Annotated in this window: 26 protein-coding genes and 1 pseudogene; 9 read left to right on the forward strand and 18 right to left on the reverse strand. The window is 52.9% G+C overall.

Annotated elements, in window-relative coordinates:
• The first annotated feature begins 10 nt into the window (after nucleotides 1–10).
• The gene (locus MIH19_RS09165; RefSeq protein WP_249008570.1) at nucleotides 11–595 is read left to right on the forward strand and encodes a 2-hydroxychromene-2-carboxylate isomerase; all 585 of its coding nucleotides are present in this window, start codon (nucleotides 11–13) and stop codon (nucleotides 593–595) included.
• Between the two features lie 142 nt (nucleotides 596–737).
• Here the strand turns inward: MIH19_RS09165 and MIH19_RS09170 are convergent, their stop codons facing one another.
• From MIH19_RS09170 to MIH19_RS09215, 10 genes and pseudogenes are all read right to left on the reverse strand, one after another.
• On the reverse strand, nucleotides 738–1025 hold the full coding sequence (locus MIH19_RS09170) for a HigA family addiction module antitoxin (RefSeq protein ID WP_249008970.1): 288 nt from the start codon (nucleotides 1023–1025) through the stop codon (nucleotides 738–740).
• A 10-nt stretch (nucleotides 1026–1035) separates the two neighbouring features.
• On the reverse strand, nucleotides 1036–1314 hold the full coding sequence (locus MIH19_RS09175; RefSeq protein WP_249006800.1) for a type II toxin-antitoxin system RelE/ParE family toxin: 279 nt from the start codon (nucleotides 1312–1314) through the stop codon (nucleotides 1036–1038).
• A gap of 230 nt (nucleotides 1315–1544) precedes the next feature.
• A pseudogene (locus tag MIH19_RS09180) lies at nucleotides 1545–2962 on the reverse strand (transposase).
• 186 nt (nucleotides 2963–3148) lie between these two features.
• Nucleotides 3149–3649 (reverse strand): hypothetical protein, encoded by a 501-nt coding sequence (locus tag MIH19_RS09185; protein ID WP_249008571.1) that lies wholly within the window; start codon nucleotides 3647–3649, stop codon nucleotides 3149–3151.
• Between the two features lies 1 nt (nucleotide 3650).
• Nucleotides 3651–3965, reverse strand: coding sequence for a hypothetical protein (locus MIH19_RS09190; RefSeq protein ID WP_249008572.1), 315 nt, complete (start codon nucleotides 3963–3965; stop codon nucleotides 3651–3653).
• A gap of 210 nt (nucleotides 3966–4175) precedes the next feature.
• Nucleotides 4176–4811, reverse strand: coding sequence for a hypothetical protein (locus tag MIH19_RS09195; RefSeq protein ID WP_249008573.1), 636 nt, complete (start codon nucleotides 4809–4811; stop codon nucleotides 4176–4178).
• A gap of 288 nt (nucleotides 4812–5099) precedes the next feature.
• A complete protein-coding gene (locus MIH19_RS09200) occupies nucleotides 5100–5426 on the reverse strand; it encodes a hypothetical protein (RefSeq protein ID WP_014870926.1) in 327 nt (108 codons plus the stop codon).
• A gap of 121 nt (nucleotides 5427–5547) precedes the next feature.
• Nucleotides 5548–6228 carry an aspartate/glutamate racemase family protein gene (locus tag MIH19_RS09205; RefSeq protein ID WP_249008574.1) on the reverse strand — a complete coding sequence of 227 codons (681 nt, stop codon included), beginning with the start codon at nucleotides 6226–6228 and terminating at the stop codon, nucleotides 5548–5550.
• 300 nt (nucleotides 6229–6528) lie between these two features.
• On the reverse strand, nucleotides 6529–7215 hold the full coding sequence (locus tag MIH19_RS09210; protein ID WP_249008575.1) for an NrdJb: 687 nt from the start codon (nucleotides 7213–7215) through the stop codon (nucleotides 6529–6531).
• A gap of 27 nt (nucleotides 7216–7242) precedes the next feature.
• Nucleotides 7243–9381, reverse strand: coding sequence for an adenosylcobalamin-dependent ribonucleoside-diphosphate reductase (locus MIH19_RS09215; protein WP_249008576.1), 2139 nt, complete (start codon nucleotides 9379–9381; stop codon nucleotides 7243–7245).
• Nucleotides 9382–10051: 670 nt separating this feature from the next.
• Between MIH19_RS09215 and MIH19_RS09220 the strand changes: the two genes are divergently transcribed.
• Complete coding sequence (locus tag MIH19_RS09220; protein ID WP_249008577.1) at nucleotides 10052–10639, forward strand: PEP-CTERM sorting domain-containing protein; 588 nt, start codon at nucleotides 10052–10054, stop codon at nucleotides 10637–10639.
• A 270-nt stretch (nucleotides 10640–10909) separates the two neighbouring features.
• Here the strand turns inward: MIH19_RS09220 and MIH19_RS09225 are convergent, their stop codons facing one another.
• The 3 genes from MIH19_RS09225 to MIH19_RS09235 all read right to left on the reverse strand — a co-directional run bounded on the left by MIH19_RS09225 (nucleotide 10910) and on the right by MIH19_RS09235 (nucleotide 13660).
• Nucleotides 10910–11704, reverse strand: a complete 795-nt coding sequence (locus tag MIH19_RS09225) for an ABC transporter ATP-binding protein (RefSeq protein ID WP_249008578.1) — start codon at nucleotides 11702–11704, stop codon at nucleotides 10910–10912.
• A 9-nt stretch (nucleotides 11705–11713) separates the two neighbouring features.
• Complete coding sequence (locus tag MIH19_RS09230) at nucleotides 11714–12616, reverse strand: ABC transporter permease (protein ID WP_249008579.1); 903 nt, start codon at nucleotides 12614–12616, stop codon at nucleotides 11714–11716.
• Nucleotides 12617–12685: 69 nt separating this feature from the next.
• Nucleotides 12686–13660, reverse strand: a complete 975-nt coding sequence (locus MIH19_RS09235; protein ID WP_249008580.1) for an ABC transporter substrate-binding protein — start codon at nucleotides 13658–13660, stop codon at nucleotides 12686–12688.
• 310 nt (nucleotides 13661–13970) lie between these two features.
• Between MIH19_RS09235 and MIH19_RS09240 the strand changes: the two genes are divergently transcribed.
• Both MIH19_RS09240 and MIH19_RS09245 read left to right on the forward strand, forming a co-directional pair.
• Nucleotides 13971–15638, forward strand: coding sequence for an AMP-binding protein (locus tag MIH19_RS09240; RefSeq protein WP_249008581.1), 1668 nt, complete (start codon nucleotides 13971–13973; stop codon nucleotides 15636–15638).
• 141 nt (nucleotides 15639–15779) lie between these two features.
• Nucleotides 15780–16262, forward strand: a complete 483-nt coding sequence (locus MIH19_RS09245; RefSeq protein ID WP_249008582.1) for a thioesterase domain-containing protein — start codon at nucleotides 15780–15782, stop codon at nucleotides 16260–16262.
• Nucleotides 16263–16295: 33 nt separating this feature from the next.
• On the opposite strand, the gene MIH19_RS09250 is transcribed toward MIH19_RS09245, so the two are convergent.
• Nucleotides 16296–17984 (reverse strand): iron ABC transporter permease, encoded by a 1689-nt coding sequence (locus MIH19_RS09250; protein WP_249008583.1) that lies wholly within the window; start codon nucleotides 17982–17984, stop codon nucleotides 16296–16298.
• A gap of 173 nt (nucleotides 17985–18157) precedes the next feature.
• Complete coding sequence (locus tag MIH19_RS09255; RefSeq protein WP_249008584.1) at nucleotides 18158–19177, reverse strand: Fe(3+) ABC transporter substrate-binding protein; 1020 nt, start codon at nucleotides 19175–19177, stop codon at nucleotides 18158–18160.
• Nucleotides 19178–19351: 174 nt separating this feature from the next.
• Between MIH19_RS09255 and MIH19_RS09260 the strand changes: the two genes are divergently transcribed.
• The 4 genes from MIH19_RS09260 to queF all read left to right on the forward strand — a co-directional run bounded on the left by MIH19_RS09260 (nucleotide 19352) and on the right by queF (nucleotide 22318).
• Entirely contained in the window at nucleotides 19352–19630 is a 279-nt protein-coding gene (locus MIH19_RS09260) for a PilZ domain-containing protein (protein WP_249008971.1), read from the forward strand.
• 135 nt (nucleotides 19631–19765) lie between these two features.
• Nucleotides 19766–20716 (forward strand): ABC transporter ATP-binding protein, encoded by a 951-nt coding sequence (locus tag MIH19_RS09265; protein ID WP_249008585.1) that lies wholly within the window; start codon nucleotides 19766–19768, stop codon nucleotides 20714–20716.
• A complete protein-coding gene (locus MIH19_RS09270; RefSeq protein ID WP_249008586.1) occupies nucleotides 20713–21486 on the forward strand; it encodes an ABC transporter permease in 774 nt (257 codons plus the stop codon). Before MIH19_RS09265 ends, MIH19_RS09270 begins: the two co-directional genes overlap by 4 nt.
• A 13-nt stretch (nucleotides 21487–21499) precedes the next feature.
• Nucleotides 21500–22318, forward strand: coding sequence for an NADPH-dependent 7-cyano-7-deazaguanine reductase QueF (queF, locus tag MIH19_RS09275; protein WP_249008587.1), 819 nt, complete (start codon nucleotides 21500–21502; stop codon nucleotides 22316–22318).
• 26 nt (nucleotides 22319–22344) lie between these two features.
• On the opposite strand, the gene MIH19_RS09280 is transcribed toward queF, so the two are convergent.
• Both MIH19_RS09280 and MIH19_RS09285 read right to left on the reverse strand, forming a co-directional pair.
• Nucleotides 22345–23769, reverse strand: coding sequence for an adenylate/guanylate cyclase domain-containing protein (locus MIH19_RS09280; protein ID WP_249008588.1), 1425 nt, complete (start codon nucleotides 23767–23769; stop codon nucleotides 22345–22347).
• Between the two features lies 1 nt (nucleotide 23770).
• The gene (locus tag MIH19_RS09285) at nucleotides 23771–24094 is read right to left on the reverse strand and encodes an Mpo1-like protein (protein WP_249008589.1); all 324 of its coding nucleotides are present in this window, start codon (nucleotides 24092–24094) and stop codon (nucleotides 23771–23773) included.
• Between the two features lie 110 nt (nucleotides 24095–24204).
• On the opposite strand from MIH19_RS09285, the gene MIH19_RS09290 reads away from it, so the two are divergent.
• Nucleotides 24205–24759 carry a nitroreductase gene (locus MIH19_RS09290; protein ID WP_249008590.1) on the forward strand — a complete coding sequence of 185 codons (555 nt, stop codon included), beginning with the start codon at nucleotides 24205–24207 and terminating at the stop codon, nucleotides 24757–24759.
• 124 nt (nucleotides 24760–24883) lie between these two features.
• Here MIH19_RS09290 and MIH19_RS09295 read toward each other — a convergent pair whose 3' ends face one another.
• Nucleotides 24884–25534: an LON peptidase substrate-binding domain-containing protein gene (locus MIH19_RS09295; RefSeq protein ID WP_249008591.1), complete on the reverse strand. Its 651-nt coding sequence runs from the start codon at nucleotides 25532–25534 to the stop codon at nucleotides 24884–24886.
• Nucleotides 25535–25668 lie beyond the last annotated feature (134 nt).

Below are 25668 nucleotides of genomic sequence, written 5' to 3' on the forward strand. Positions count from 1 at the left end.
GGATGAAATTATGAGCGAAACGATAGACGTATACTTCGACGTAGGCAGCCCCGCCAGCTATCTTGCCTGGACGCAATTGCCCGCACTGGCTGACCGGAACAACGCCAGTATAAATTGGAAGCCCATGCTTCTGGGTGGTGTGTTCAAGGCGACAGACAACCAGTCTCCGAGCACCATACCGGCAAAAGGACGCTACACAAGAGTCGACCTTTCGCGTTTTGCCAAACAATACGACGTCCCGTTCGAAAGCAATCCATACTTTCCGATAAATACCCTGCAACTGATGCGGGGAGCCACGGGCTACCTTGATAGCCCTCGCTTTCAGGAGTACCTGACCGCCGTCTTCACAGCTATCTGGGTGAACAAGAAGAACCTGAACGATCTGGAAGTTGTGTCGGAGGTCCTCACTAATGCGGGGTTTAATCCATCCGAAGTGCTGGCACTCAGTAATAGGCCGGAGGTGAAGGAGCAGCTCAAACAAACTACTGAGGAAGCCGTTTCCCGGGACGTTTTTGGCGCGCCCACTTGTTTCGTAGCAGGCGAAATGTTCTTTGGACAGGATCGCCTTGACTGGGTAGAAAAGGCGTTGCGTTGACAGGAATCAAGGTACCCCACCCCAATTACGCTTGATGGGGTGAGGTGCGTCATAGAACTCATAACGCCTGCCATCACCGGTGACAAAACCGCAGCGAAGCGGAGGGTTTGGCCTCCGGTGCATGGATTGGTTATGTGCTGCTTTAGGCCGCAACAAGCTTCTTCACCTTGAGCTCTTTGCGATGTTGTTCAGCATGCCAGAGCTCATATTGGGACTGCTGGTTTAGCCAGCTCTCTGCCGAAGTGTCGAATGCTATAGAAAGCCGGATAGCCATTTCGGGACTAATACCAGCCTTGCCGTTCAGCACGGCGCTCAAAGTCTTACGACTAACACCCAATGCCTCTGCGGCCGCCGTGACCGATAGGTTCAGGGGCTCCAGACAAAGCTCTCGCAGTACTTCACCAGGGTGGGGGGGGTTATGCATCAACATTGGCGGTACCTCAATGGTAATCTTCATAATTTACGATCTCGGCATCTCCGTCCTCAAATCGGAACGTCACTCGCCAGTTGCCACTGACCATCACTGACCAGATTCCGGCGCGATTACCGGAGAGTTCGTGCAACCGAAGGCCTGGCAGGTCCATATCTTTGGCATCTGAGGCTGCATTTAATCTACCGAGAATAAGCCGAAGCCTCTTGGCGTGAGCGGCCTGAATCCCTGCGATGCTGCCGGACTTGAAGAATTTGGCCAAGCCCTTGTGTTTGAAGCTTCGAATCATTCCTTGAATGTACCCTGTAACGTATCAGGTGTCAAAACACATAACGAGGCTGTAGAAAAACCCTTCTCAGAGCACAATCCGCAGCCGCTTTGTTATTTTTTCACCCGCTGCGATCAACTGGCTCACGTTTGATCATTTGATGGCAACACCGCAGCATTATTAATATCTGGCGCTAAATACCCTTCACATAACCGTCTGTGGCCTATATCTGGCCATATCCTAGCCCGGTATCATGCCGCTAACGGCCCATAGTTCGCCAGCTTCTTAATATTGTGCACCAGGCAATACAATTGCCACTGGCCTTGCACCTTCTTTTTACTCCGCAGGCTGAAGCGATTCAGACGTTTGTTGCTGCCGATGTTACCGAACACGGGCTCAACCACCGACATGCGATGACCGTAAATCGCTTTGCCTTGCTGGCTATCGACTCGGTGTTTCATCCAGTCGGTATACGTTGGGCCTCGCCTGAGCTCCAGGGTGTAAGAGACCTGTCTTCCTTTGCCTTTACGATGATCTGCTGAGCTGGGGTTTTGCATGCATTGATGTTTTTTTGGACAGTGGCGACACTGCAATAACCGGCCTTGGAAGTGGACTCTGGGTACGCCGTTTTGGTCGGTTCGGGTGCCTTCGTGGCGCAGGGATTCTCCGGCGGGACAGATGCACGTCATCGTAACCGGGTCGAACTGAAATTCACTGGCGGGAATCACGTGTTTCCAGCCGCTCTTCGATGGAGTTTGTGAGCGCTTACCGTACTTTTCTTTCTGCTCGGCGAACTTGGGATCACGGCTGCGGAAGCGGTTGTCCGGGATGTAGCCGTTGATCTGTTGCTCATGCAAGTACTTCATATTGGCTTCGTTGGCGAAGCCGGTGTCGGCGGTCACGATCGCGCCGGTTTGACAGATGTTGTCGGCAATGCCGAGCTTTTTATAGCGCTGCTGAACTGCCTCCAACACAGGTTTTAACGTGTGGAGTTCCTGGCCTTCACCGAAAGCTTGGGCATCGATGATAATCTGGTGTTTTTTGTCCACCGTAGCCACGCCGTTATAGCCCTGGATCGTGCCTTTGCTGGTGGTCATCTTGCCGCTTCCGTTTCAGCCTCGTCCCGCTCGTGATGCTCATGCAGGTGGTGGCGAATCAACCGTTTCAACTTGTCGCGTTTTTCGCTAAGTTCCTTAAAGGTGCCAGACCATTCCTTCGCGGCGTCCGACGACATTTTGCAGCCGTCGATAGCAAACAGCTCGTTGCCCAGAAGGCGCTGTTCATGGTACACCAGCAGTATTTGTTCGAACAGTTCTTCAATCTCATCGGCGTGCTGGCTGACAAACTTGGCCAGGGTGGTGAAGTGCGGCACGGTATCGCAGGATAAAGCTTTAAAAATGATGTTGGTCTCGCAGCACCACTGGATCTCGCGGCTGGAGGTGATGCCTTTGGAGTACGCGAACAGAATGATCTTCAGCAAGATGGCGGGATCGTAGGCCAGGCGGCCGGTGTCGTCGTTACGATATTTCGGGTGAAAAACCGTCAGGTCTAGCTTGTGCTCAATCAGGTAGTGAACCGCGTGTTCAAAGGTGCCGGGCTGGAGCTGCTCTCGGTAGTTGATGACCACCATCGTATCCTGGTCGTAGTTATAGTGCTTGAAACGAGGCATTCCGACGGCTCCCTGTCTGTTTTCTCAATACTACCAAAATCGATCCGACTTGGGGTTTTTCTACAGCCTCAACGCTTGCAGCATGCGCGCCCATGGAATGAAGCCAAAGGCGCAATGTAATGGGCGTCGCCGTGCCTGCACTGGTTATGGGCTTTAGAGTATTAGTAGCAATCAGGTTCAGGAAAATTATAGATAACTTGAGAATATGTCCTTGATTCCCTCTTTGTTCAAAAAATTTGACTCTATTTTATATGTTTTATTATTAGTGCCTTTTTTTATCAAAAATACCGTAGACTTATCTGACCCGATAAAATAGAAAAACTCCTTATTGGTGCTTGACCAAATTCCCGACTCTCTGTCTTTCATAAAAACATACCGAAAAGAATCAATGGCCTTTACATCACATTCAGATTTATTTTTACTTAGAACAGATTTAAAAAAAACTCCCGGACTACAGCCACCTGTATTTACCTCTTTGTCTAAACTAAAGCCAACAATATCTTTGCCAGGTTCGTCACTATATTTGGCGATTAGAATTTCGCTATCTGTCCCAAGGTAGCCCACTAAATTAGGATTATTAGGAATATAAAATTCAAGTTTTCCATAAACTATACGCAAATCACTGCCGCTCGCGGATAAAGAGAGCGGAAGAATTGACATAAGCGCCAAAATAAAAAATTTATTCATATTAAAGCCCCCACAATGCTGCGCGAATATGAGTTTTATAGTTTGCAGCGACTTGATCCCGACACATATTATAAATTGAGGTATCTCCAGACATTATTCGCTGGCCAATTTTTGCTATCTCTTTGATTATGTAATTAATGCTTGGCGTGTAAGTCGGTCTTGGCACTAAATCTATTGAAGCAGTACATGACTGCGCCTCTGTGAGGGCTTCATACATGACTTTTGCTGAGTTTTCATTCACTGAGTGAGGCTGTGCCAAACCTTGCCAGAAAAAATTGATTACAGCAGCTACATATTCCCTGTCATCTGATCTCATTCCCTTCTCCTTTTTGAAAATCACTCCTCGGCATCTTCCTGATACCGAGAAAAAGTCTATCAAGTCCGCTTAGTTAACTCCAGAGATGAAAGCGGCGATCCTCCCGATGGCCCGTGCCCATAACGCTTGCAGCATGCGCGCCCTTGGAATGGAGCCGAAGGCGCAATGGAAAAGGCGTCGCCGTGCCTGCACTTGTTAGGCTTTGTGGCTCTACATTGATAATTCGGGAGCCAAGGTGCTCATTGTGATCCCCACTAACAACCAAACAAGACCCAAAAGTGATGTTACCAAGTAACCTGTGTGCAGAGATTCAAGATTTTTCTGAATTTTTTCTTGTATCTCAACTCTTTCTTTAGCAGTTTTTTTCTCATGTTCTTGGTGCTCAGTTGCAAGACTATTAATCAATTTCTTCTGACTTCCTTGATCAGCCCTAAGTTGACCAAGATTTTTTATGACTGCGTTCAATCTATGCTCCAGTGTACTTTCTGGATTGTCAGGGGCCCAAGCCTCCACATGCGGATCTAGCGCTGTCATTACTGAATAGGCAGTAGGCACGCTTATATGAGCCCCGACTTTCCATTTCGGAAATCGTTTCAACCATCTTAGACACATAATCCCCAGTGAGGGATGCCCAAAATGAGAGCGAACCATAAATAAGCCTTTGACGGCTACGATCATACCTATTAATTGGAGTACATAGCCTATTATCCTGATTGAGGTTTCGGTTGGCCACACCACGAACCCAAAAAACACTGCCAATAGGATCACAAAAACGCCTATAAAAATCAGCTTGGCTTCTTTTAGCCAGTGCTTAAGCTCTATTATCCAGCGTTTGAATTGATGCATAATTATCGATCCTACTTTGGCCTAACGAGGCTGTAGAAAAACCCTCGAGTATTTTTTGATGACGCTCCTACGTAAAATCTGGGTGTGTTTTCGATGATGGGTCCTCCAGATTTTAAGAATAGGCGCTATTTTTAGATCGTTTATTGATCAATTTCAGATCGAGGATTGTCTTCGACCTTTTTCTACAGCCTCAACGCTGAAATAAGCGGCGGCCCGACAGGGGCCGTCTGGTGGAGGCCGCAGGCCGGAACGAACTTGATTGACTGGTTACAAAGCAAGAGCACCCGTTTATCCCCGCAGCTCTGGTGAAAACCGATGCTCGATGACTTCATAGTGCTGCACTGAAAGGTCAGGTTCAAGCTCGTAAACCTCATCTTCCGGGTACAAACGCGCCTGTGAAATATCGTGGCCAGCAAATGTGTGGATTGATTCCAGTTTGTCCCAGTACGTGATGAGGGTAAGTTCAATTTTGCCAGTCAGGGAGCGGCGGAAAATCTGAGCACCGAGAAAGCCTGGTGTTGCGGACGAATCCTTGACGCCGGTTTCGTATAAATAGGCCGTGAACCCTTCATTATGGGCTTCAGGCACTCGGCATTTCCATTCCCTGGCGATCATTGGTACGCACTCTCCCTTGCTTTGTAACGCTGAGCTTAGCGGCACCCTTGTAATGGAGGCGAAGCCGCAATGTAAAGGGCGTCCGGCGGCCATCGGCCGCGTACTACAGCGATTTGTTATCTTATTCTCGCAGCGACGCACGGTGAATCGCGTCTATATGAATCAGTGCGCTGTCGGTGTAGTTGAACCCACAATCCTGCCCATCGAATGCAACAAATAGGTCGGTGCCAGCCAACACGATCGTTTGAGCACCCTGTTCCTCACACATTTTTTTGCCGGCTTGAAAAATGGTGCGCCTCTGTTCCTCCGTGACCGCTCCCGAGACAGCAATACTCATGTACGCTTTGTGGACATCATCTAAGCTCTTCTCAGGTGGCACAACAATCTCGATGTTCTGAAAACTATCAAACAGCCGCGTTTTCATGACCACTTTGTTTCCTAAAACGCCCACCTTTCGATAATCGCTTTCGCCCAACACGCTCTCAAGCCCAGATAATGCGTTGATTATGGGAATGGGTGAAATTTTCTCCAGTTCAGATATACAAAAATGCCCCGCTATAGACGTTACCGCCATAACATCAGCTCCAGCCGCCTTCAGACGGTTAGCGAATACCTCAAAGATTTTCACTTGCTCGTCTACGGCACCGGTTTGGATATTCTGTATGAGATCGGAGGCTTGCGCGTGACAAATCGTCAGCTCAAGTTTCGAACCGTTACCAGATAATTGGTGCGCCTTGACAAGGTTTCGGTAGTAAAACTCTGTTGCGGCGGGTCCAATACCGCCGATCATTCCGATATGCATAGGCCTCCTCCTTGATGTGCAGTAACTACTTAAAGATAACAGCGTATTGGGCAGCGCCCTTCATTATTGAATCATCTGACATCTTCGTTTTCACCCATCACGATTACGCAGTTTCCAGGCAACTTACTCATAAAACTAGCCCAAAAACAGACAATTACCAGCCTACCGTCGTCAAATTTGGTAATATCACAACGTAATAACGAAGCAGCCACGCGATTACCAAAAATACTCGGCCACCATCCAAAAAAAAGACCCGAAGCAAACCCCCGGGCCTTTTTCTCACTTCATTGCGCTATCACCTCAACCACACTTACTATCACCACAATTCAAGCAAGTCGCACAGCCATCCATCACAATTACCGCTTTGGTGCTGCACTTGCCACACGTTGTGGCGTTGGGTGGAAAGTCACCGGACGTATCGTCGTTGGTGGCTTTGCTCTGATTGGCTTCAAAATCAGCCCGCTTTTCAGCCAGGATGCGTTTGGTGGTTTCGCTCATTTCTTCGCTTTCCATCAGGCCAACGGCTTTCAGGTGCTTTTCAATCACGGCGCCAATTTCGGCCACCAGTGAGGGCATGAACACGCCGCCTTTTTTGAAGTAGCCGCCGTTGGGGTCGTATACCGAGCGCAGTTCTTCCACCAGGAAGGTCAGGTCGCCGCCTTTGCGGAATACCGCAGAGATGACGCGGGTGAGGGCGATAACCCACTGGAAGTGTTCCATCGACTTGGAGTTGATGAACACTTCGTAGGGCTGGCGGCTTTCGTGGTCGGTGTCTTCATTCAGCAGAATGTCATTAATAGTAATGTACATTGCGTGCTCCGCCACCGGCGGTTTGATTTTGTAGGTGGTGCCCAACAAAAACTCTGGCCGCTCGATGTATTCGTTCATCTTAACGAGTGTGCTTTCTACAGCCGGCGCAGGCTGGTTGTTTTCGTCGGCTTTGGTTACCCGATAACCGACGATTTTATTGCTAATTTTTACTGGCATGTCTGTATTCCTGTGTCGGTTTTCGGATCAATATTTTCCGTAAGTGCCTTCTTTCAAAGCATCAAACAGGTTGGCGGCGCTGTGAATTTCGCCGTCGTAATCGACCTGTTCGTTACCCTTCAGTTTTACTTTGGTGCCATCGTCCAGGGTGAATTCGTAGACGGTGTTTTCCAAATCGGACTCTTTGACCAGTACGCCTTGGAAAGCTTCTGCGTTGAAGCGGAAGGTGGTGCAGCCTTTCAGGCCTTTGTCGAAGGCGTACATGTAAATGTCTTTGAAGTCTTTGTAAGGGAAGTCTGTGGGCACGTTGGCGGTTTTGGAGATAGACGAATCTACCCACAACTGGGCCGCGGCCTGGATGTCTACGTGCTGGGCCGGGGTTACGTCATCTGATGTGGTGAAGTAATCCGGCAGTTTTTTGTCAGCGTCGTCCGAGAACGGCATGGCGCCCGGGTTGCTCAGGTGGCGGTAAGCCAGCAGCTCGAAGGAGAACACGTCGACTTTCTCTTTGGTTTTACGGCCTTCGCGAATGATGTTGCGGGCGTAATGGTGCGAGAAGCTTGGCTCTATGCCGTTACTGGCGTTGTTGGCCAATGACAAGCTGATAGTGCCGGTGGGCGCGATGGAGGTGTGGTGGGTAAAGCGGCCACCTTTCTCGGTCAGTTGGGCTATCAGTTCTGGCTCTACTTCAGCGATGCGCTGCATGTAGCGGCTGTACTTGGCGTGAAGCACACGGCCCTTGAGCTTGTCGCCCAGGTTGTAACCGTCGGCTTTCAGCTGCGGGCATTTGCCGAGCATTTTCGGGGTAATTTCGAACTCGTCGTCCATGATCGGCGCCGCGCCTTTTTCCTCGCCCAGGGCCAGGGACTGGCGCCAGCCTTCTACGGCCATTTCACGTACGACGTCTTCGGTGAACACCACAGATTCTTCAGAACCGTAAGGCATACGCAGCATGGCGAGGGTAGAGCCCAGGCCCAAAATGCCCATGCCGTGGCGGCGCTTGTAGGTAATTTCGTGGCGTTGCTGTGCCAGTGGCAGGCCGTTGATTTCCACCACGTTGTCTAGCATGCGGGTGAAGATGCCGACGACTTTTTTGTACTTTTCATAGTTGAAGCTGGCTTTGTCGGTGAACGGGTAGTCCACGAACATGGTCAGGTTCACCGAGCCTAGCAGGCAGCTGCCGTAAGGGGGCAGGGGCTGTTCGCCACAAGGGTTAGTGGCACGGATGTCCTCGCAGAACCAGTTGTTGTTCATCTGGTTTACTTTGTCGATCAGGATGAAACCCGGCTCGGCGTAGTCGTAGGTGGAGGTCATGATGGTGTCCCAGATGAACTGGGCTTTTAGAGTGCGGTAAATGCGGCAGGCTACTTTGCCTTCGGCGTTCATCACGTAGTCTTTTACGACCGGGAAGTCACGGTATACAAACTTGGCCGGGTCGGTCAGGTCCAGGCCTTCTTCTTCCACTTCTTTATCGGTCACCGGGAAGGACAGGTTCCAGTCGGCGTCGTCACGTACGGCGTTGATGAAGTCTTCGGTGATCAGCAGCGACAGGTTGAACTGGCGCAGGCGGCCATCTTCACGCTTGGCCTGAATGAAGTCGATGATGTCTGGGTGGTGAATGTCAAACGTAGCCATTTGAGCGCCGCGGCGGCCACCGGCTGAAGACACGGTGAAGCACATACGGTCGAAGATATCCATGAACGACAGCGGGCCGGATGTGGTGGCACCGGCGCCGGCGACGTAGGCGCCGCGGGGGCGCAGGGTAGAGAATTCATAACCAATTCCACAGCCGGCTTTGAGCGTCAGGCCTGCTTCGTGGTTTTTCCCCAGAATGTCGTTCATAGAGTCGTTAATGTTGCCACTAACGGTGCAGTTAATCGTAGAGGTGGCAGGCTTGTGCGACTGTGCGCCGGCGTTGGAAATAATGCGGCCGGCAGGAATGGCGCCGTGTTTCAGGGCCCAGGCGAAGTCTTTGTAATGTTTGGCGCGCAGGTCTTTGTTTTCGACTTCTGACAGGGCACGGGCTACGCGCTCATAGGTGGCCAGAATGTCTTTGTCGACGGCGTCGCCGGTTTTGGTTTTCAGCTGGTACTTGCTGTTCCAGATGTCGAGTGATGCGTCTTGCATCGGAATGGTTGTGACTAATGCCTGTGCTTTAGCGTTCATTGCCGCCCTCGAACTGTGTGTGTCGGGAAAAAAAGCGTCGCCGCGTACAGCGCGCCATGTCATTACTTTATCAGTGCTTTCGCCAGACGCTTCTAGTGAACGCCGGACTGGAAATTTGCGTGTGTTTACGTATTTATTTCTACAACAGATTAGTGTGTAGCCCTATATATAGGCCGGAATGAGTATGAGTATAACAGGATGTAGTGTTTTTAAAAGAAAAGCCCGGCTATGGATCGGGCTGATTCGAGGGTTAAAATCAATGGTAAAGCGCTTGCAAAATCGCAACAAACTGAAAGCCAAAGGGCTTCAATGTGTTGGGGAGCGGGTGTGTCTTTTCAGACAATCGCCTTGTGGCAGGGTTTAACTTAGCAGCAGGTTGTCGTCTACGGCCAGGCCACCCGCAGTCTATTTGTCCGCAAAACGAGCACTCACCCAGGACCCGACACTTGTTCAAAAAATCGTCAGGTATTTTTACATGTGAAGCTAGCCGCCAAAGACTAAAAATACTAACCACTTGCTTTTGATCAATTAAATATGATGGCTTATTTTTTGCTTCAATAACTTTTGGGAAAAGTTGTATCGGGCGTCCGAAGGCAGTATGTGGTGCCCGCTTGACGGATTCACAGAAAACAATTGCCTTTACACGACAACCGAAACAAGGATTTTTCTCATGGCAAGTTTGAGCAAATTTAAGCAAGTGATGAACAGCTTCCAAGGAGCAGGTGTGGGTATTTGCCTGTTGACGATGGTGGGAACGGCCAATGCCGCGTTTATTGATCTGACGGGAACGGTAACCGGTGGCGGCGCATTCGATCCAGTGCCTGCCGCACCCTTCACGATCGGTGACTTGCTCACCGGGTTCATCGAGATCCGTGATGATGCGGCGACCGCCGGCTCGTCTTTTGATGTCAGCGATCTTCTCGGCTTCAACGTCACCGTAGGCCTGGCCAATTTCAGCCTTCCCACTGCTTCGCCGTTCGGTTTCTTCAATGGCACCATCTCGGAGGATGGCCGCACCCTGACGCAGCTCAATGCAACCACCGAATTTGCGACTTATCCCGGATGCGGATTTTGCAACCTGACCCTGAACGCGGACGCGGATTCATTTCTAGTCATCCTTCTCGATCAATTCGGATTCGCTGAAGGATTTGATTTCAAAGCCACGGTGCGCCAGCAGGCTGTTCCAGAACCAGCCAGCGTGCTGCTCTTTGGTGCCGGCCTACTCGGCCTGGGACTGGCACGCATCCGCAGGACCTGATTCCGGTTCAGATGGATCCTCATAAATGCGAGTAATCAGGGGCAATTTACGCTACCCCCGATTACTGCTTTTAATCGCATCGCAAGAACCCGCCTGACGGCCTGATGGGATGTAAAGTGTTTAAAAGAAAAGCTCGGCTATGGGCCGGGCTGATTCGAGGGTTAAAATCAATGGTATAGCGCTTGCAAAATCGCAATAAACTGAAAACCGAAGGGCTTCAATGTGTTGGGGGCGGGTGTGTCTTTTCAGACAACCGCCGTGTGACAGGGTTTAGCCCAGCAGCAGGCTGTCGTCGTCTACGGTCAGGCCGCGTTGTTGTTCAAACAGGTTGAGCAGATCTTTTACTTCCAGCCCTTCGCGGTCTTTGCCGGCAATGTCGAACACCACTTCGCCTTGGTGCAGCATCACGGTGCGGGTGCCTACTTCCAGCGCCTGCTTCATGCTGTGGGTGACCATCAATGCCGTAAGTTTCTGTTCAGCAATAATATTCTGGGTCAGCTCCAGCACGAAAGACGCGGTTTTTGGGTCCAGCGCGGCGGTGTGCTCGTCTAGCAGCAGAATGCTGGACGGTGTCAGGCTTGCCATCAACAGGCTAACGGCCTGGCGCTGGCCGCCAGAGAGCAGGCCCATTTTGTCGCTCAGTCGGTTTTCCAGGCCCAAACCCAACGTGGCCAGGCTGGAGCGAAAGCGTTCCCGATACTGTTTTTTCACGGCTGTGCCCAGGCCGCGGTGTTTGCCGCGTTTGATGGCCAGGGCCAGATTTTCTTCAATGGACAAGCCTTCACAGGTTCCCGCTAACGGGTCTTGAAATACCCGCGCTACGCGACCGGTGCGCTTGTGGGTTGGCAGCTTGGTTACGTCGATGTTATCCACAAGAATTTTGCCGCTGTCGACCAGTACTTCGCCGGCCAGGGCGTTCAAAAAAGTGGATTTTCCGGCGCCGTTACTGCCAATAACGGTGACAAATTCGCCTTGGTTGACGGTCAGGCTCATGCCACGCAGAGCCGGGTTTTCCAGGGGGGTGCCTTCGCCGAAGGTAAGCCGGAGGTCAGTTGCGGTAATCATGGTGCCTCCTCAGGCTTTTCTGCGTTTGAATTTGTTCATCAGTGACACGCGGGCACCGGGCAGAACAATGGCCAGGGTGACCAGCACAGCGGTAATCAGGTTCAGATCTTGCGCCTTCAGGCCCAGTGCATCGGCGTTCAGTGCGAAGGCGATGGCCAGGCGGTAAATGATGGCGCCGACCACGCAGGCCAGCAACGCGCGAAACACGCTGGTGGGCGTAATAACCGCTTCACCGCCAATCAGCGATGCCAGGCCGATCACAATAACGCCTACGCCTATGGTGACGTCGGCTGCGCCCTGGCTTTGGGCGAACAGTGCGCCGGCCAGGCCCACCAAGCCGTTAGATACCGCGACACCCAGAACAATCATGCCACCAGTGGCGATGCCCTGGGCCCGAGCCATACGGGCGTTTGCACCGGTGGCGCGCATGGCCAGCCCGGTTTCAGATTTCATGAAGCGCCAAAGCAGAAACAGCGACACACCAATAACGAGGGTGAACAGCAACACCGGTACCTGATGATATTCAAGCCCCAGGCTGTACCAGGGCGTTAGCACCGTGTCTTCCATTAACAGCGCCACGTTGGGGCGACCCATAATGCGCAGGTTTATGGAATAGAGCGCAATCATCGTCAAAATAGACGCCAGCAGATTCAGGATTTTAAGTTTTACGTTAAGCAGGGCGGTTACGGCACCGGCGGCCATGCCGGCCAGTATCGCGGCACCGGTTGCCAGCCAGGGGTTCCAGCCGGAAATAATCAGCATGGCGGCTACGGCGGCACCAAGGGGGAAGCTGCCGTCTACGGTTAAGTCGGGGAAGTCCAGAACACGGAATGACAGGTAGATTCCGAAGGCAACCAGGCCGTATATCAGGCCGGTTTCTAATGCGCCATAAAAGGCAATGTTACTGAGCATGAATAAGGTTCGCTGTAAAAGAAAACGGACAGGTCGGGTTGGTTACCGCCTGCCCGTGTAAGTCAGGCTTTACTTGGCGTTGGAAACCACTTCTTTGGCTTCCGCAATAATGTCATCGGCAATGGTCATGCCCATGCGTTCGGCGGCTTCCGGGTTCACAAACAGGTCTAGGGTGTCCATGGTTTCTACCGGCATATCGGCGGTGTTAGCACCTTCCAGAATGCGTACCACCATGGCACCGGTCTGGCGGCCGTGATCGTAATAATTGAAGCCCAGCGCGGCAGCTGCTCCGCGGGAAACCGTGGCTGTGTCAGCGGCGAATACTGGAATTTTCGAGCGTTCACCCACAGAAATCACGGCTTCTGCTGCGCTGATGACGGTGTTATCCGTGGTCAGGTAGATGGCATCTGCTTTGCCCACCAGCGAACGCGCAGCGCCCAGTACTTCGGAGGTTTTGGTGGCGGCGGCTTTCACCAGCACCATGTCGCGGGCTTTCATGCTTTCTTCAATCATGTCTACCAAGGCCACGGCGTTGGCTTCACCCGGGTTGTAAACCGTGCCGATACGCTTGGCGTTGGGTACCAGGCGCTGCAGCAAATCCAGGTGCTTTTCGATGGGCAGCATGTCTGATACGCCGGTGATGTTGGCGCCGGGTGCATCCAGTGATATCACCAGCTTGGCGCCCAGCGGATCGGTTACCGCGGAAAATACAACCGGAATATCGCGGGCTGCGGCCGCAACGGTTTGCGCAGACGGCGTGGCGATGGCGACGATAACAGCCGGGCTTTCACCCACAAATTTACGCGCAATCTGGGCGGCAATGCCGGTGTTGCCCTGAGCGCTTTCGTGGATGATGCGAATGTTGTCGCCGTCTACATAGCCGCGCTCTGCCAGTTCATCTTTTATGCCTTCATAGACCGAGTCCAGAGCGGGATGTTCTACAATCTGGGTAATAGCAACAACAGGGAGCTCTGCGGCCTGAACAAAACTGGCAGCGGCAAGCACGGATGCACCAATCAGGGTGCGCAACATTCTCTTGGCCATACAACCATCTCCGGGTCGGTTAACTGATTTTATGTCGGTTATTTTTGCTTTGCCTGTGCAAGGAGCGGAAGTTTACCACAGGATTTGCGCTTGCGGGCTTAGGGAGCCCGGCGCGATTTTGCCTTGGTCTGGCGGGCGTTACAAGGCCGGCAGGCGATTGCGGATATTGGTAGCATTTTATGTTTGGCTCACATATTTTAAGACATCATACGTTGGTGTAATGTGTCATCGTGATATACAGACCAATAAGCGCTTACTGCCAAGGTTTACAAGGCTGCTGTCTAATCGGACTGCATGAGCAGGGTATCAAATGAAAACAACGAATAAGCTACCTCTCGACATGATTTACCACTGGGAGGCCACCATAGGGGACTCTTTATACCTGACTCAGCCGATAGGAAACGGCCAGGTTGACGAGTTTACCTGGCGCCGTGCAGCTGATGAAGCCCGGCGCATGGCTGTGTATCTGCAATCGCTGGATCTGCCGGCTGGCAGCAGTATTGGGCTGATTTCGAAAAATTGCGCCCACTGGGTGATGGCGGACTGGGCAATCTGGATGTCGGGCTATGTGTCTGTACCCATTTATCCGACGCTGAACGCGACCACGGTTGGCTATATTCTTGAGCACTCCGAGTGCAAGGCGCTGTTCGTTGGCAAGCTGGACGACTGGGACATGATGAAACCCGGTGTGCCAGAGACCCTGCACTGCATTTCGTTTCCAACCAGCCCGCCCACCGATTTTGTAACCTGGAACGACATTATTCGGGATACGGCGCCGCTGGAAGGCGAGGTAAAGCGCGAAGCCGGTGAACTGGCAACGCTGGTTTATACGTCTGGCAGCACCGGTCAGCCCAAAGGCGTTATGTTGAGTTTCGAAAACATGGCGTTTGCCGCCGAGGGAGGCACCCAAACACTGGGGCTATCGCAGAGTGAGCGCATGCTGTCTTATTTGCCGCTGGCCCATGTAATGGAGCGCACGTTTGTTGAGCTGGGCTCACTGTATAACGGTTTCCAGCTGTATTTTGCTGAATCTATGGACACGTTCGTGAGCGATATACAGCGTGCTCAGCCCACGCTCTTCCTGTCTGTGCCCCGGCTGTGGGTGAAATTCCAGCACGGCGTACTGAAAAAAATGCCTCAGAAAAAGCTCAATCTGTTGTTGAAAATTCCTCTGGTCAGCGGTGTCATCAAGAAAAAAATTGTCAATGGCCTGGGGCTTGGCAAGGTGACATTGGCGGGCAGCGGGTCTGCGCCGCTGTCTAATGATGTGCTGAGCTGGTATCGCAGTCTTGGGCTGGAATTGCTGGAAGGTTATGGCATGTCCGAGAACCTGGCCTATTCCCACATGAACAAACCGGGGCGCTCGCGAATCGGTTATGTTGGCGAGGCCTTGCCCGGTGTGGAAACGCGCATCAATGACAACGGTGAAGTGCTGATAAAAAGCCCGGCCACTATGATGGGGTACTACAAAGATGAAGAGCGCACCCGCGAAGCCATGAGCGAAGACGGTTTCCTGAAAACCGGTGATAAAGGCGAGATGGACGAGATGGGGCGCCTGAAACTGACCGGTCGCACCAAAGAGATGTTCAAAACCAGTAAAGGTAAGTACATTGCCCCGGCCGCTTTGGAGAACCGGCTGATGGCAAATCAAAGCATTGAGATGGTGTGTGTTTCCGGCGCCAATCAGACCAACCCGTTTGCACTGGTACTGCTCAATGAAAATTTGCGGCCGCAGATGGCAGACCCGGCGGTACGCAAAACCGTTGAAGCAGAGCTGAACACCCTGCGGGAGCAGGTAAACAATGCGGTGGACCCACATGAGAAACTGGCGTTCATTGCGGTGGTTACGGATGAGTGGTCGATCGAAAACAGTTTTTTAACGCCTACGCTTAAGCTTAAACGTAACGTGGTTGAAGCGGCTTACGAAAGCCAGGTAGAAGGCTGGTATGCCGAACGTAAACCGGTGATCTGGCATTAAACACCGGTGATTCTGTGAAAAGCCCGGCAATGGCCGGGCTTTTCTGTAAAAAAACCAAAGTTTATTTGTAGGTATGCCGTTATAGGGGTGTACCTTTTTTTCAGGAACATGTTTTCCGCAGCATGTTTTCAGGAGTATGGCATGTCGAGCCTTGCGCAGTTTCAAAAGCGTATCAATCAGCAGATTCCATTAACCAAGGCTATGGGCCTGACATTGCTGGAGTGGGACGGTACGGCCTTGCTGTTGAGCGCTCCGCTTGCACCCAACAGCAATCACCAGGGCACGGGCTTTGGTGGCAGCCTTTACGGTATTGGCGTAACCGCTGCCTGGAGCCTCGCTGAACTGGCACTGGCTGACCTTCAGCTGGCAGGCACAGTGGTGGTGCAAACGGGCACGATTGAATACAAGTCGCCGGTGGATGGGGACTTCTTTAGTGTGTGCCGTTTGCCCGACGGCGAGATGCCGGACCACTTTCGGAAAAGCCTGGCTCGCCACGGACGTGCGCGGTTGGAGCTGACGGCCGAGATTTTTTGCGGTGCACCCTCGCTGACACCGCAGCAAGAGCCTGCGGCTATTTTTAAGGGGCGTTTTGTGGTCACTGACGTGCGTTCGCGAGCCGGTTAACGCGCTGAAAGTCTTTTAGAATAAAAAGGGGCGTCAGTTCATGGCTCGCGAGTTGGAAATGGAGCGGCTCATCAGAATAATGGGGATAATGCCGGCCACCACGATAATCAGGGCCGGCAATGCGCTGTGAAACAGCTTTTCGTCAGAGGCAAACTGGTACACGTAGGTTGCCAGGGTTTCAAAGTTGAACGGCCGCAGAATCAGCGTGGCTGGCAGTTCCTTCATGGAGTCTACAAACACCACCAGCGCTGCGGTTACCAGGGTGCCCCGCAGCATGGGCAGGTGAACTTTCACCAGAGTTTTGCCCGGCGTATGCCCCATCGAGCGTGACGCCATGTCCATACTCGGGGTGATTTTCTGCAGGGCGCTTTCCACGCTGCCGGCGGACACCGCCAAAAAACGCACGGTGTAGGCGAATATCAGTGCAAACGCGGACCCGCTAAGCAGCAGGCCGCTGCTGAAACCAAAGTAATCCCGCATCAGGCTATCTAGCCAGTTATCAAATCCTGCTAATGGCACAATCACACCGACCGCAAGTACGGCGCCGGGCATGGCGTAGCCCAGGCTCGACAGCCGCATTAGCACCTGCATGCCACGGGTGTTATGCAGACGGCGGCTGTAGGCCAGAGTTACGCCAATAACCAGCGTGGTGAGCGCGGCAGCGCTAGACAGGAAAAGGCTGTTCAGGGTGTTTTGAATAAAATCCGGGTTCCAGCTTTCGCTGAAATATTCGATGGCGTAGGTGGCCAGAGTGGCGCCTGGAATGGCAAAGCCCAACAAAACCGGAATGCCACACACTGCCACACAGATCATCTGGCGTGGAAACGACATGGTAAAGCGGCGAATGGGCTCGCGGTTGTCGCGGGCGGCAAACTGCTGCTGGCGGCGGCGGGAATAGCGTTCGAGGGTAACCAGCACCAGTACAAATATCAGCATGACGCTGGCTATCTGTGCAGCGCCGCCAAGATTGCCCAGGTTCATCCAGGTATCAAACAGGCCGGTCGTGAGGGTTTGCACGGCGAAGAAGTCGACGGTGCCAAAATCGTTGAGGGTTTCCATCATCACCAGTGACAAGCCAACGGCAATCGCCGGGCGGGCGATGGGCAGCACGATACGAAAAAACGTGCTGATGGCGGAGTGGCCCAGGCTGCGGCTAACAGCGAACAGCGACGGTGACTGTTCCAAAAACGCCGCGCGGGCCAGCAGGTACACGTAAGGGTAGAGCACCAAACCGATCATCAGGATGGCGCCTTCCAGGCTGCGGATTTCGGGAAACCAGTAATCCGCTGCGCTGGTCCAGCCAAACACGGAGCGCAGGGTGGTTTGCACCGGCCCGGCGTAGTCCAGCAGGCTGGTGTACACATACGCAATAACGTAAGCCGGCACGGCGAAGGGCAGTAGCATGGCCCACTCAAAATACTTGCGGCCAGGGAACTCGCACATGGTGACGGCCCACGCACTGGACAGGCCAATGCCCAAGGCAAGTATGCCTACGCCCAGCATCAGTTTAAGGGTGGTTACCAGGTAGCGCGGCAGGGTGGTGCTCATCAGGTGCGGCCAGATGTTTTCGTCTGGGAAAAACGCCATGTAAATAACGGCAAGCACAGGTAGAGCGACAATGGCGGTAATCAGTGCCGCGGCAATCAGCCAGCGTTTAGATGTGCGCTTGATGTGCAGCGGTTGGGCCAGCGCAATGTGGGCGCCGGTGGCAGCTTCAGACATGTGGATCCTTCTGATTCAGCCCGACACAGAGGCTGAAAGGCAATGAACCATTGACGAAGACTGGTTCAAAATGATGATGAAAAGGATTCCGATTCTAGACAGCTGAGGGCTAGCCTGCAAGCAAGCCTGCGGCAGAAAGTCGCTGCCGCAGGCTGTTTCACGATTAAACGGGCTTATTCGCCGTCAAAATCTACGCGGTCCACCAGTTTCACGGCGGCGTTGCGATTGTCAGCAATTTTCTGCAATGAAAGGGAGTCCGGATGAATTTCGCCCCACTCGGCAACCAGGCCAACGGGCTTAACATTCGGGTTGGCCGGATACTCTGAGTTCGCTTCGGCGTAGATGCTTTGCGCTTCTGCAGAAGACAGGAATTCCATCAGTTTGATGGCGTTGTCTTTGTTCGGTGCGCTTTTGGTCAGCGCAATGCTGCTGATATTAATATGGGTACCGCGGCCATCGGCGTTGGGAAATACCAGGCGCACAGCTTCGGCGGCTTCACGTTCGTTATCATCCTGCAGCATGTTGCCGTAGTAGTAGCTGTTGCCGATCGCTACGTCACACACGCCAGCTGCTATGGCCTTAATCTGATCGCGATCGCCGCCTTGGGGTTTGCGTGCCAGGTTATCTTTCACGCCTTCCAGCCACTTTTCGGTGTCTGCTTCACCGTGGTGAGCAATCATCGAAGAAATCAGAGCGATGTTATAAGGGTGTTTGCCGCTGCGGATACAAATGCGGTTGTTCCATTTTTCGTCTGCCAGGTCTTCGTAGGTGGTGATTGCGCCTTCTTCAACGCGGTCTTTGGAGGTGAAGATTAAACGGCCACGGGTTGTCAGTGCGAACCACTGGCCATCTGGGTGGCGCAGGTTTTCAGGGATGTTCTTATTCAGACTCTCATTGTCAGTAATGCCCTGCAGCAGGTTACGCTCTACCAGTTCGTCGATGCGGGAAATGTCGACGGTCATCACCACGTCGGCGGGGCTGTTACGACCTTCGCGGTCCAGGCGCTCGGCCAGGCCTTGCTTGGCGAATACCACGTTGGATTCGATACCGGTCTCTTTTTCGAATGCGTTCAGCAGAGGTTCCAGCAGGTAAGCCTGGCGGTAGGAATAGATGTTCACTTCGCCATCAGCAAACGCGGCCATGGGCATGGCGGTCAGGGCAATGGCAGCTGTGGCAGCAAGTTTCAATCGCATAATGGAAACCTTGGTTGGGGGAGTGTGTTTTGTCAGACTTTGCTGAATGAATATTAACAACGCCAACCATTCTCATTTGTATTACCCAAATAGTCAATACTGCCTGCCTATACTTTGAGAAATTTGGTGGTACTCTTCATGGAAACAGCAACCTTCAGCATTGGTGCAAATTCTATGAGCCCAGATGATCGCCGCGAACACTTGCGTACATCCATGAGTGCGACTGTGAAAGTTGAGCATGAAACCCTGGGCAACTTTGTGTTTGGTACCCGCGACATATCTGACGGTGGCGTGTTTATTGCGATTGAAGACCAACAATTTGCCCCTCAACTTGGGGACAAAGTGACCGTTCAAGTGCAGGGCTTGCCAATGGCGGCTCCGATTTTGCACATGGTGGTGCGGCGTAAAACCCCTGAGGGTTACGGTTTACAGTTTGCCGACAGCAACCCATAACGGTTAATATTCCTGCTCGAACAGGTCTGCCGTGCGCTTTGAGGAGTGGCGCGGCACGCAGTCTATAAAAAGTGACGCAGTATCCAGTCACGCCGTTCCCGCATTCAGCCCCATGTTTTTCTTTCAGGAATGTCTATGGCTTACGCTCTGGAAATCCAGGGCCTGACCAAAACCTATGGCAATGGTTTTCAGGCCCTCAAAGGTATTGACCTCAAAGTGGCCAAAGGCGACTTTTTTGCGTTGCTAGGCCCCAACGGCGCCGGCAAATCCACCACCCTGGGGGTGGTGTCATCGCTGGTGAATAAATCCGCCGGGCAGGTGCGAGTGTTTGGCCATGATCTGGACACCGAGCTGTCGGCGGCCAAGCTTAACTTGGGCGTGGTGCCCCAGGAATTCAACTTTAACCAGTTTGAAAAAGTGCTGGATATTGTGACGACTCAGGCCGGCTATTACGGTATTCCACTAAAGCAGGCGTTGATCTCTGCCGAGAAATACCTGAAACAGCTTGGGCTATGGGATAAGCGCAATACACCGTCGCGCATGCTGTCTGGCGGCATGAAGCGGCGCCTGATGATTGCCCGCGCGCTGGTGCACGAACCGCGCCTGTTGATTCTGGACGAGCCCACCGCGGGCGTGGATATTGAGCTGCGCCGTTCTATGTGGACGTTTCTGCAAGAAATGAACCGCAATGGCACCACCATCATTCTGACTACCCATTACCTGGAAGAAGCCGAAGCCCTGTGCCGTAACATCGCCATTATTGATCACGGCCAGATTCTGCGAAACACCAGCAAGCGCGAGTTGCTGCAGCAGTTGAGCGTGGAAACCTTTGTGCTGGATCTTGCCAGTGGTCGTCAACAGCTGCCCGAGCTCAACGGTTATGTTTGCCGCTTTGATAATGACGGTGCTTTGGAGGTGGATGTGCAAAAAGGGTCCGGTTTGAACCAGGTTTTTTTGCAGCTACAGCAGCAGGGCATCGAGGTAGACAGCATGCGCACCAAAGCGAATCGCCTGGAAGAGTTGTTTGTTCGCATGGTCGAAGCCAACGCCGATAATAGTGACAACGATCCAAAGGCTCAGTTATGAACTCGTACGCGTTATGGACCGCATTTTATACCATTCTGAGCCGTGAAATTCGTCGCTTTACCCGTATTTGGCCGCAAACCCTTTTGCCGCCGGCGGTCACCATGACCCTGTATTTTATTATTTTTGGCAATTTGATTGGTTCCCGCATCGGTAAGATGGACGGTTTCGACTACATGCAGTTTATTACGCCTGGCCTGATCATGATGGCGGTGATTACCAGTTCCTACGCCAACGTGGTGTCGTCGTTTTTCTCGATGAAGTTTCAGCACAGTATTGAGGAACTGCTGGTATCGCCGGTGCCAAACTGGATTATTCTGGCCGGCTACGTGTTTGGTGGTATGGCCCGAGGCCTGGGCATCGGGGTGATTGTTACGCTGGTATCGCTGGCGTTTACCCACTTGCAAATTCACAACCTGCTGATGGTTGTGGTTACGGTGTTTCTGACCTCGGCGCTGTTTTCCCTGGGCGGTTTTATCAACGCCATGCTGGCGACAAAATTCGATGATATTTCCATTGTGCCCACGTTCATACTGACACCGCTGACCTACCTGGGCGGCGTTTTTTACAGCATCAATCTGCTGCCAGACGTCTGGCGCGCGGTGTCTATGGCCAACCCGATTCTGTACATGGTAAATGGCTTTCGCTACGGCATTTTGGGTGTTTCAGACGTGAATCCGTTTGTGTCTCTGGGTATGATTCTACTCTTTATTGTGGTGTTGGCAGCGGTTGCATTGAACTTGTTGCGCCGTGGCAAAGGCATTCGTAACTGATTCAGGAAAATGTATGGCACTTGATAACGCGCCGCTGGGGAAAGCCAGCGAATACCCGGACACCTACGATCCCGGCCAGCTGTTTCCGATTCCGCGGCTGCACAACCGGCAGCGCATAGGCCTTCAAGACGGTCGCTGGCCCTGGTTTGGCGGGGACTTATGGCAGGCTTGGGAAGTGTCTTGGCTGCGCCCTGGCGGTGTGCCGGTGGTGGCCTGGGCGGAAATTGAGTTTCCGGCAGAATCGCCGCAGCTGGTTGAGTCAAAATCGCTGAAGCTGTATCTGAATTCACTGAACCAGACCGTGTACGCCAGTGCTGAGCGGGTTTGCGAAGTGATTGTTGCAGACCTGTCGTCAGCGTGCGGCGCCGCGGTTCGGGTGACCCTGCACAGCGTAGATGAAGGCGCTCTGGCCCAGGGGCGGCCGCAGGAATATCAGCTGATTGATGACGAACCTCTGGTGGATGTGGTTTACGACTATGCGCCAGAGTCCCTTGTAACCGGTACAGAAATCGTCAGCGAAAAGTTGTGTTCACACCTGTTGAAAAGTAATTGCCCGGTAACCGGGCAGCCAGACTGGGGTTCGGTATTGATTGACTATACCGGGCCGAAACTGGATCGGGTTGGCCTGCTGCGTTACATCGTGAGTTTTCGCCAGAAGCAGGACTTTCACGAGCATTGCGTAGAGACTCTGTTCACCGACCTGATGCGTCATTGTAAGCCGCAGGCGCTGACGGTAGCCGCCCGCTATACCCGCCGCGGCGGCCTGGACATTAACCCTTGGCGCAGCACCCGTGCTGATGCCAATTCCGGCCCGCGCCTGATACGGCAGTAGCCTTTTTTGAGTCGCGTTTGCGCTGTCTAGTCCCGCTGATGGCGCAAGCGGCTAGAGGCTTCGTCTAGCGCTCGCAGTATGGCGGTTCGGTCGTTTTCGTTCACTTTTGCGGAATCCAGATACAGGGTAAAACCACTGTGTTCGTGTTCCAGAAAGCTGCGGTTGCGGCCCAGGTCGCAGCGATAATCGATTACCTGATACACCGCAATGGGCCTGCTGAAGCCCTTAACCGTTACCTCGCCTTTATCGCGGCACATGATGCTGTCTTTAATCAGCGAAAAGGCTTCGTGTGTTACCAGAATTTCACTGGCCTGTGCCAGATGCTCCAGGCGGCTGGCGAGGTTCACTTCCTTGCCAATGATGGTGTAATCCATGCGATTCTCGGCGCCAAAGTTGCCAACGGTGGCATAGCCGGTGCTGATGCCCATACGAATCTGCAGCGGGGTTTTGATGCCTTTACTGCGCCAGTTCTGGCGCAGTATTTTCATGTGTTTGCGCATGTCGATGGCCATAGACACGCAGGCCAACGTATCTGCCCGTTGACCACGGCTGGTGGGGTCGCCGAAAAAGATCATGATGGAGTCGCCCACAAACTTGTCAATGGTGCCGCCGTGTTTGAGGGCAATTTGCGACATTTCATTGAGGTAGTGGTTTAACACATCGGTCAAGGCTTCCGGCTCCATTTCTTCCGACAGCTCGGTAAAGCCCTGAATGTCTGAAAAAAACACCGCCAGTTTTTTGCGCTGGGTTTCCAGGCGTACATCCCGCTGGCCGGTAAAGATGGTTTGCCATACCTGCGGTGACATGTACTTCGACAATTTTTGCGACAGTGCGATGGACTGTTCGCGCTGGATTTGAATCAATAAGGTTGCGTGGCGCAGGGCTTTGGCTTGCTGGTGGGAAAACAGAGCGGTTGCGCAAATGTAAACACCGGCTACGATCACCGCCAGTAAATCTGCAAGGGGGGGTAGGGTGATGGCATGGTCAGGGTTGAATAGAAAGAACATGGCCAGCGCCGACGCAGAAAGTATCAGGCTACCCTTTGCCCATTGCTTTAAGCCTCCCACCATAAAGCAGGTGAACATCACCATTAACGCAATGGTGGCGGCGGATATGCTTGCCAGCCCCAGGCTACCGATAAACGCCCCGGAAATGGCGCAATCTATTAGCAACAAATTTTGACCAACAGTGGTTGAGTTCCGCTTGCGGGCATCCAGGGAAAACAGCTGGGCCAGGTGTGGCCAAACCAAGGCAAACCCCGCCATGCCAAAAAGCCATTCTGAGTGAAGCCTACCCACAGCAGCTGCGACCACAATCACGGCGACGGCGGCGTAACCCAGTGTGCGGCCAAGATAAGGGGGCATGATGGGCACTGGTGTTTCTTCAGCGGTGTCGATAGCGTTAGCGGGGGTTGTTCCGGTACCGCGAATGTTGGCAGATGCTCTGCTCATTTCAGAATTGAATCCTTCCTGTCAGCATGTCTTTGAACATAACCCAGTCGCCCATCAAACTATAAAGGGGGTGGCGGAATGTAGCAGGGCGATTTTTCTCATAGCCAAAATGGCCAACCCAGGCGAAGCCGTATCCGATCACCGGCAGCGCCAGCAGCCAAAGCAGATTGCCAGACACAGCCACCCAGGCTATGACCGCCAGCACCAGTGAACTGCCAATAAAGTGCAATCGCCTACAGGTTCGGTTACGGTGCTCATTTAAGTAAAAGGGGTAGAATTCAGCAAAGCTATGAAAGATGTTGGGCGCGCTCACAGTAGCCTCCATGTCGCTTTTAATTGTTGGTTTTACACGAGGGCACTCAGCCTAACAGCAATATTCGATTGTCACCATTGAGTGCTATACCAAGGATTTATTTTAACACCTGACAGGATTATATGACGGCTATCAGCGATTTTATTCTTGCCCGAAGCTCTGAGCCCCGGCTGCAGGCACCGGCGCCGGGGCCAGACGTTCTGGCGCAGGCTTTTTCCTGCGCGGCACGAGCGCCAGATCATGGCCTGTTGCGGCCCTGGCGTTACCTGGTAGTAGAAGGCGAAGGTCTTGAACGCTTGGGCGATTTGTTTGCAGACACCTACGATCCGGAAGCCGATGAGAAAACCCTGGCGAAACTTCGCAAATCGCCGCTTCGGGCGCCCATGGTGATTATCGCGATTGCGTCACCGGTCGAACATCCGAAAATTCCGGCCAGCGAGCAAGTTTTGTCCGCTGCAGCGGGCACCACGTTGCTGGAGCTGGCGCTTCAGGATGCGGGCTTCGGTGTTATGTGGCGAACCGGGTCGCCGGCTTATAATCCGGCGGTTACACGGGCGTTGGGTTTGAGCGAGCAGGAATCGGTGATTGGCTTTATTTACACGGGCAGCGTTGTTTGTGCCAAGCCTGCGGTGCCACGTCTTGAGCCGGGGGCGTTTGTGTCACGCTGGCCGCAGTAGCCAGCGGCTATTTACGCTTAAAAAACACCCTTAATAGAGCACTTCCCAAAGCACCCTTTTTAGGGCACTTTTTAGGGCACTCTTTAGGTAAGGGCACTCTTTAAGCCACTCTTTAGGGCACTCTTTAGAGGTCGTTCAGTAGCCCCAGCGTTTGGGCCAGGCGCTGGGGCGCTGAATCCATTTCCAGAATTTCCTGCATGAGCTCAGGCTCAAACTGCACCACGCCAAACAGCGCCAAGCTGAACTGGCCGTCGGTTTTTGCCTGCCATTCTTCCGATTCCGCCAGTTGGTTTACCGATTTCCGAATCGTCGGGTCGCCGTGGCCCAGAGCGGCCAGCCGATGCAGAATTTTATCCCGCAATTCGGCGCATTCGCGGGTTTCACTGTCGCTAAGCGGTTGGTCATTAAACTCTGTGCACTCATAGATTTGATACGGCAACTGCTGCAGTTGCTGATCCAGCCGGTAGCGCTGCTGTATGTGCACGTTCAGCAGCAGGCGACCGTCTTCCATGGTTTCCAGAAGCTCGCAGCGGCCTGCGCTGAACACGTTGTAGGGCCGATAGGTGGCTTGATTAGAACTCAGCGCTTGCTCCAGAGACTCTGCTTGTTTGCCCGGGCTTAACTGTTTTTCGGTGTGGCAGATGGCCAATAGGGTGTCGGTTTCCAGGCAGTGTTGAATCATCGCGCGGTAGCGCGGTTCAAACACGTGTAGCGGGAACACAGTGCCGGGGAAGGTGACGCACCCGGGAATGGGGAAGATGCAGATCTTTGCCACGGGCTTGCTCCACAATAATTGGCTTGAAGATTCAGTAGCCAATCTACGTGAAAGAGCGGCTTTTCGCTCAATAGTGTGACGAGAATAAACGTTTTTCTGACAAGGCAACACAGCCGGAGCGAACCCCGGCTGTC

This window comes from Marinobacter sp. M1C (assembly GCF_023314135.1).
Taxonomy (GTDB): domain Bacteria; phylum Pseudomonadota; class Gammaproteobacteria; order Pseudomonadales; family Oleiphilaceae; genus Marinobacter.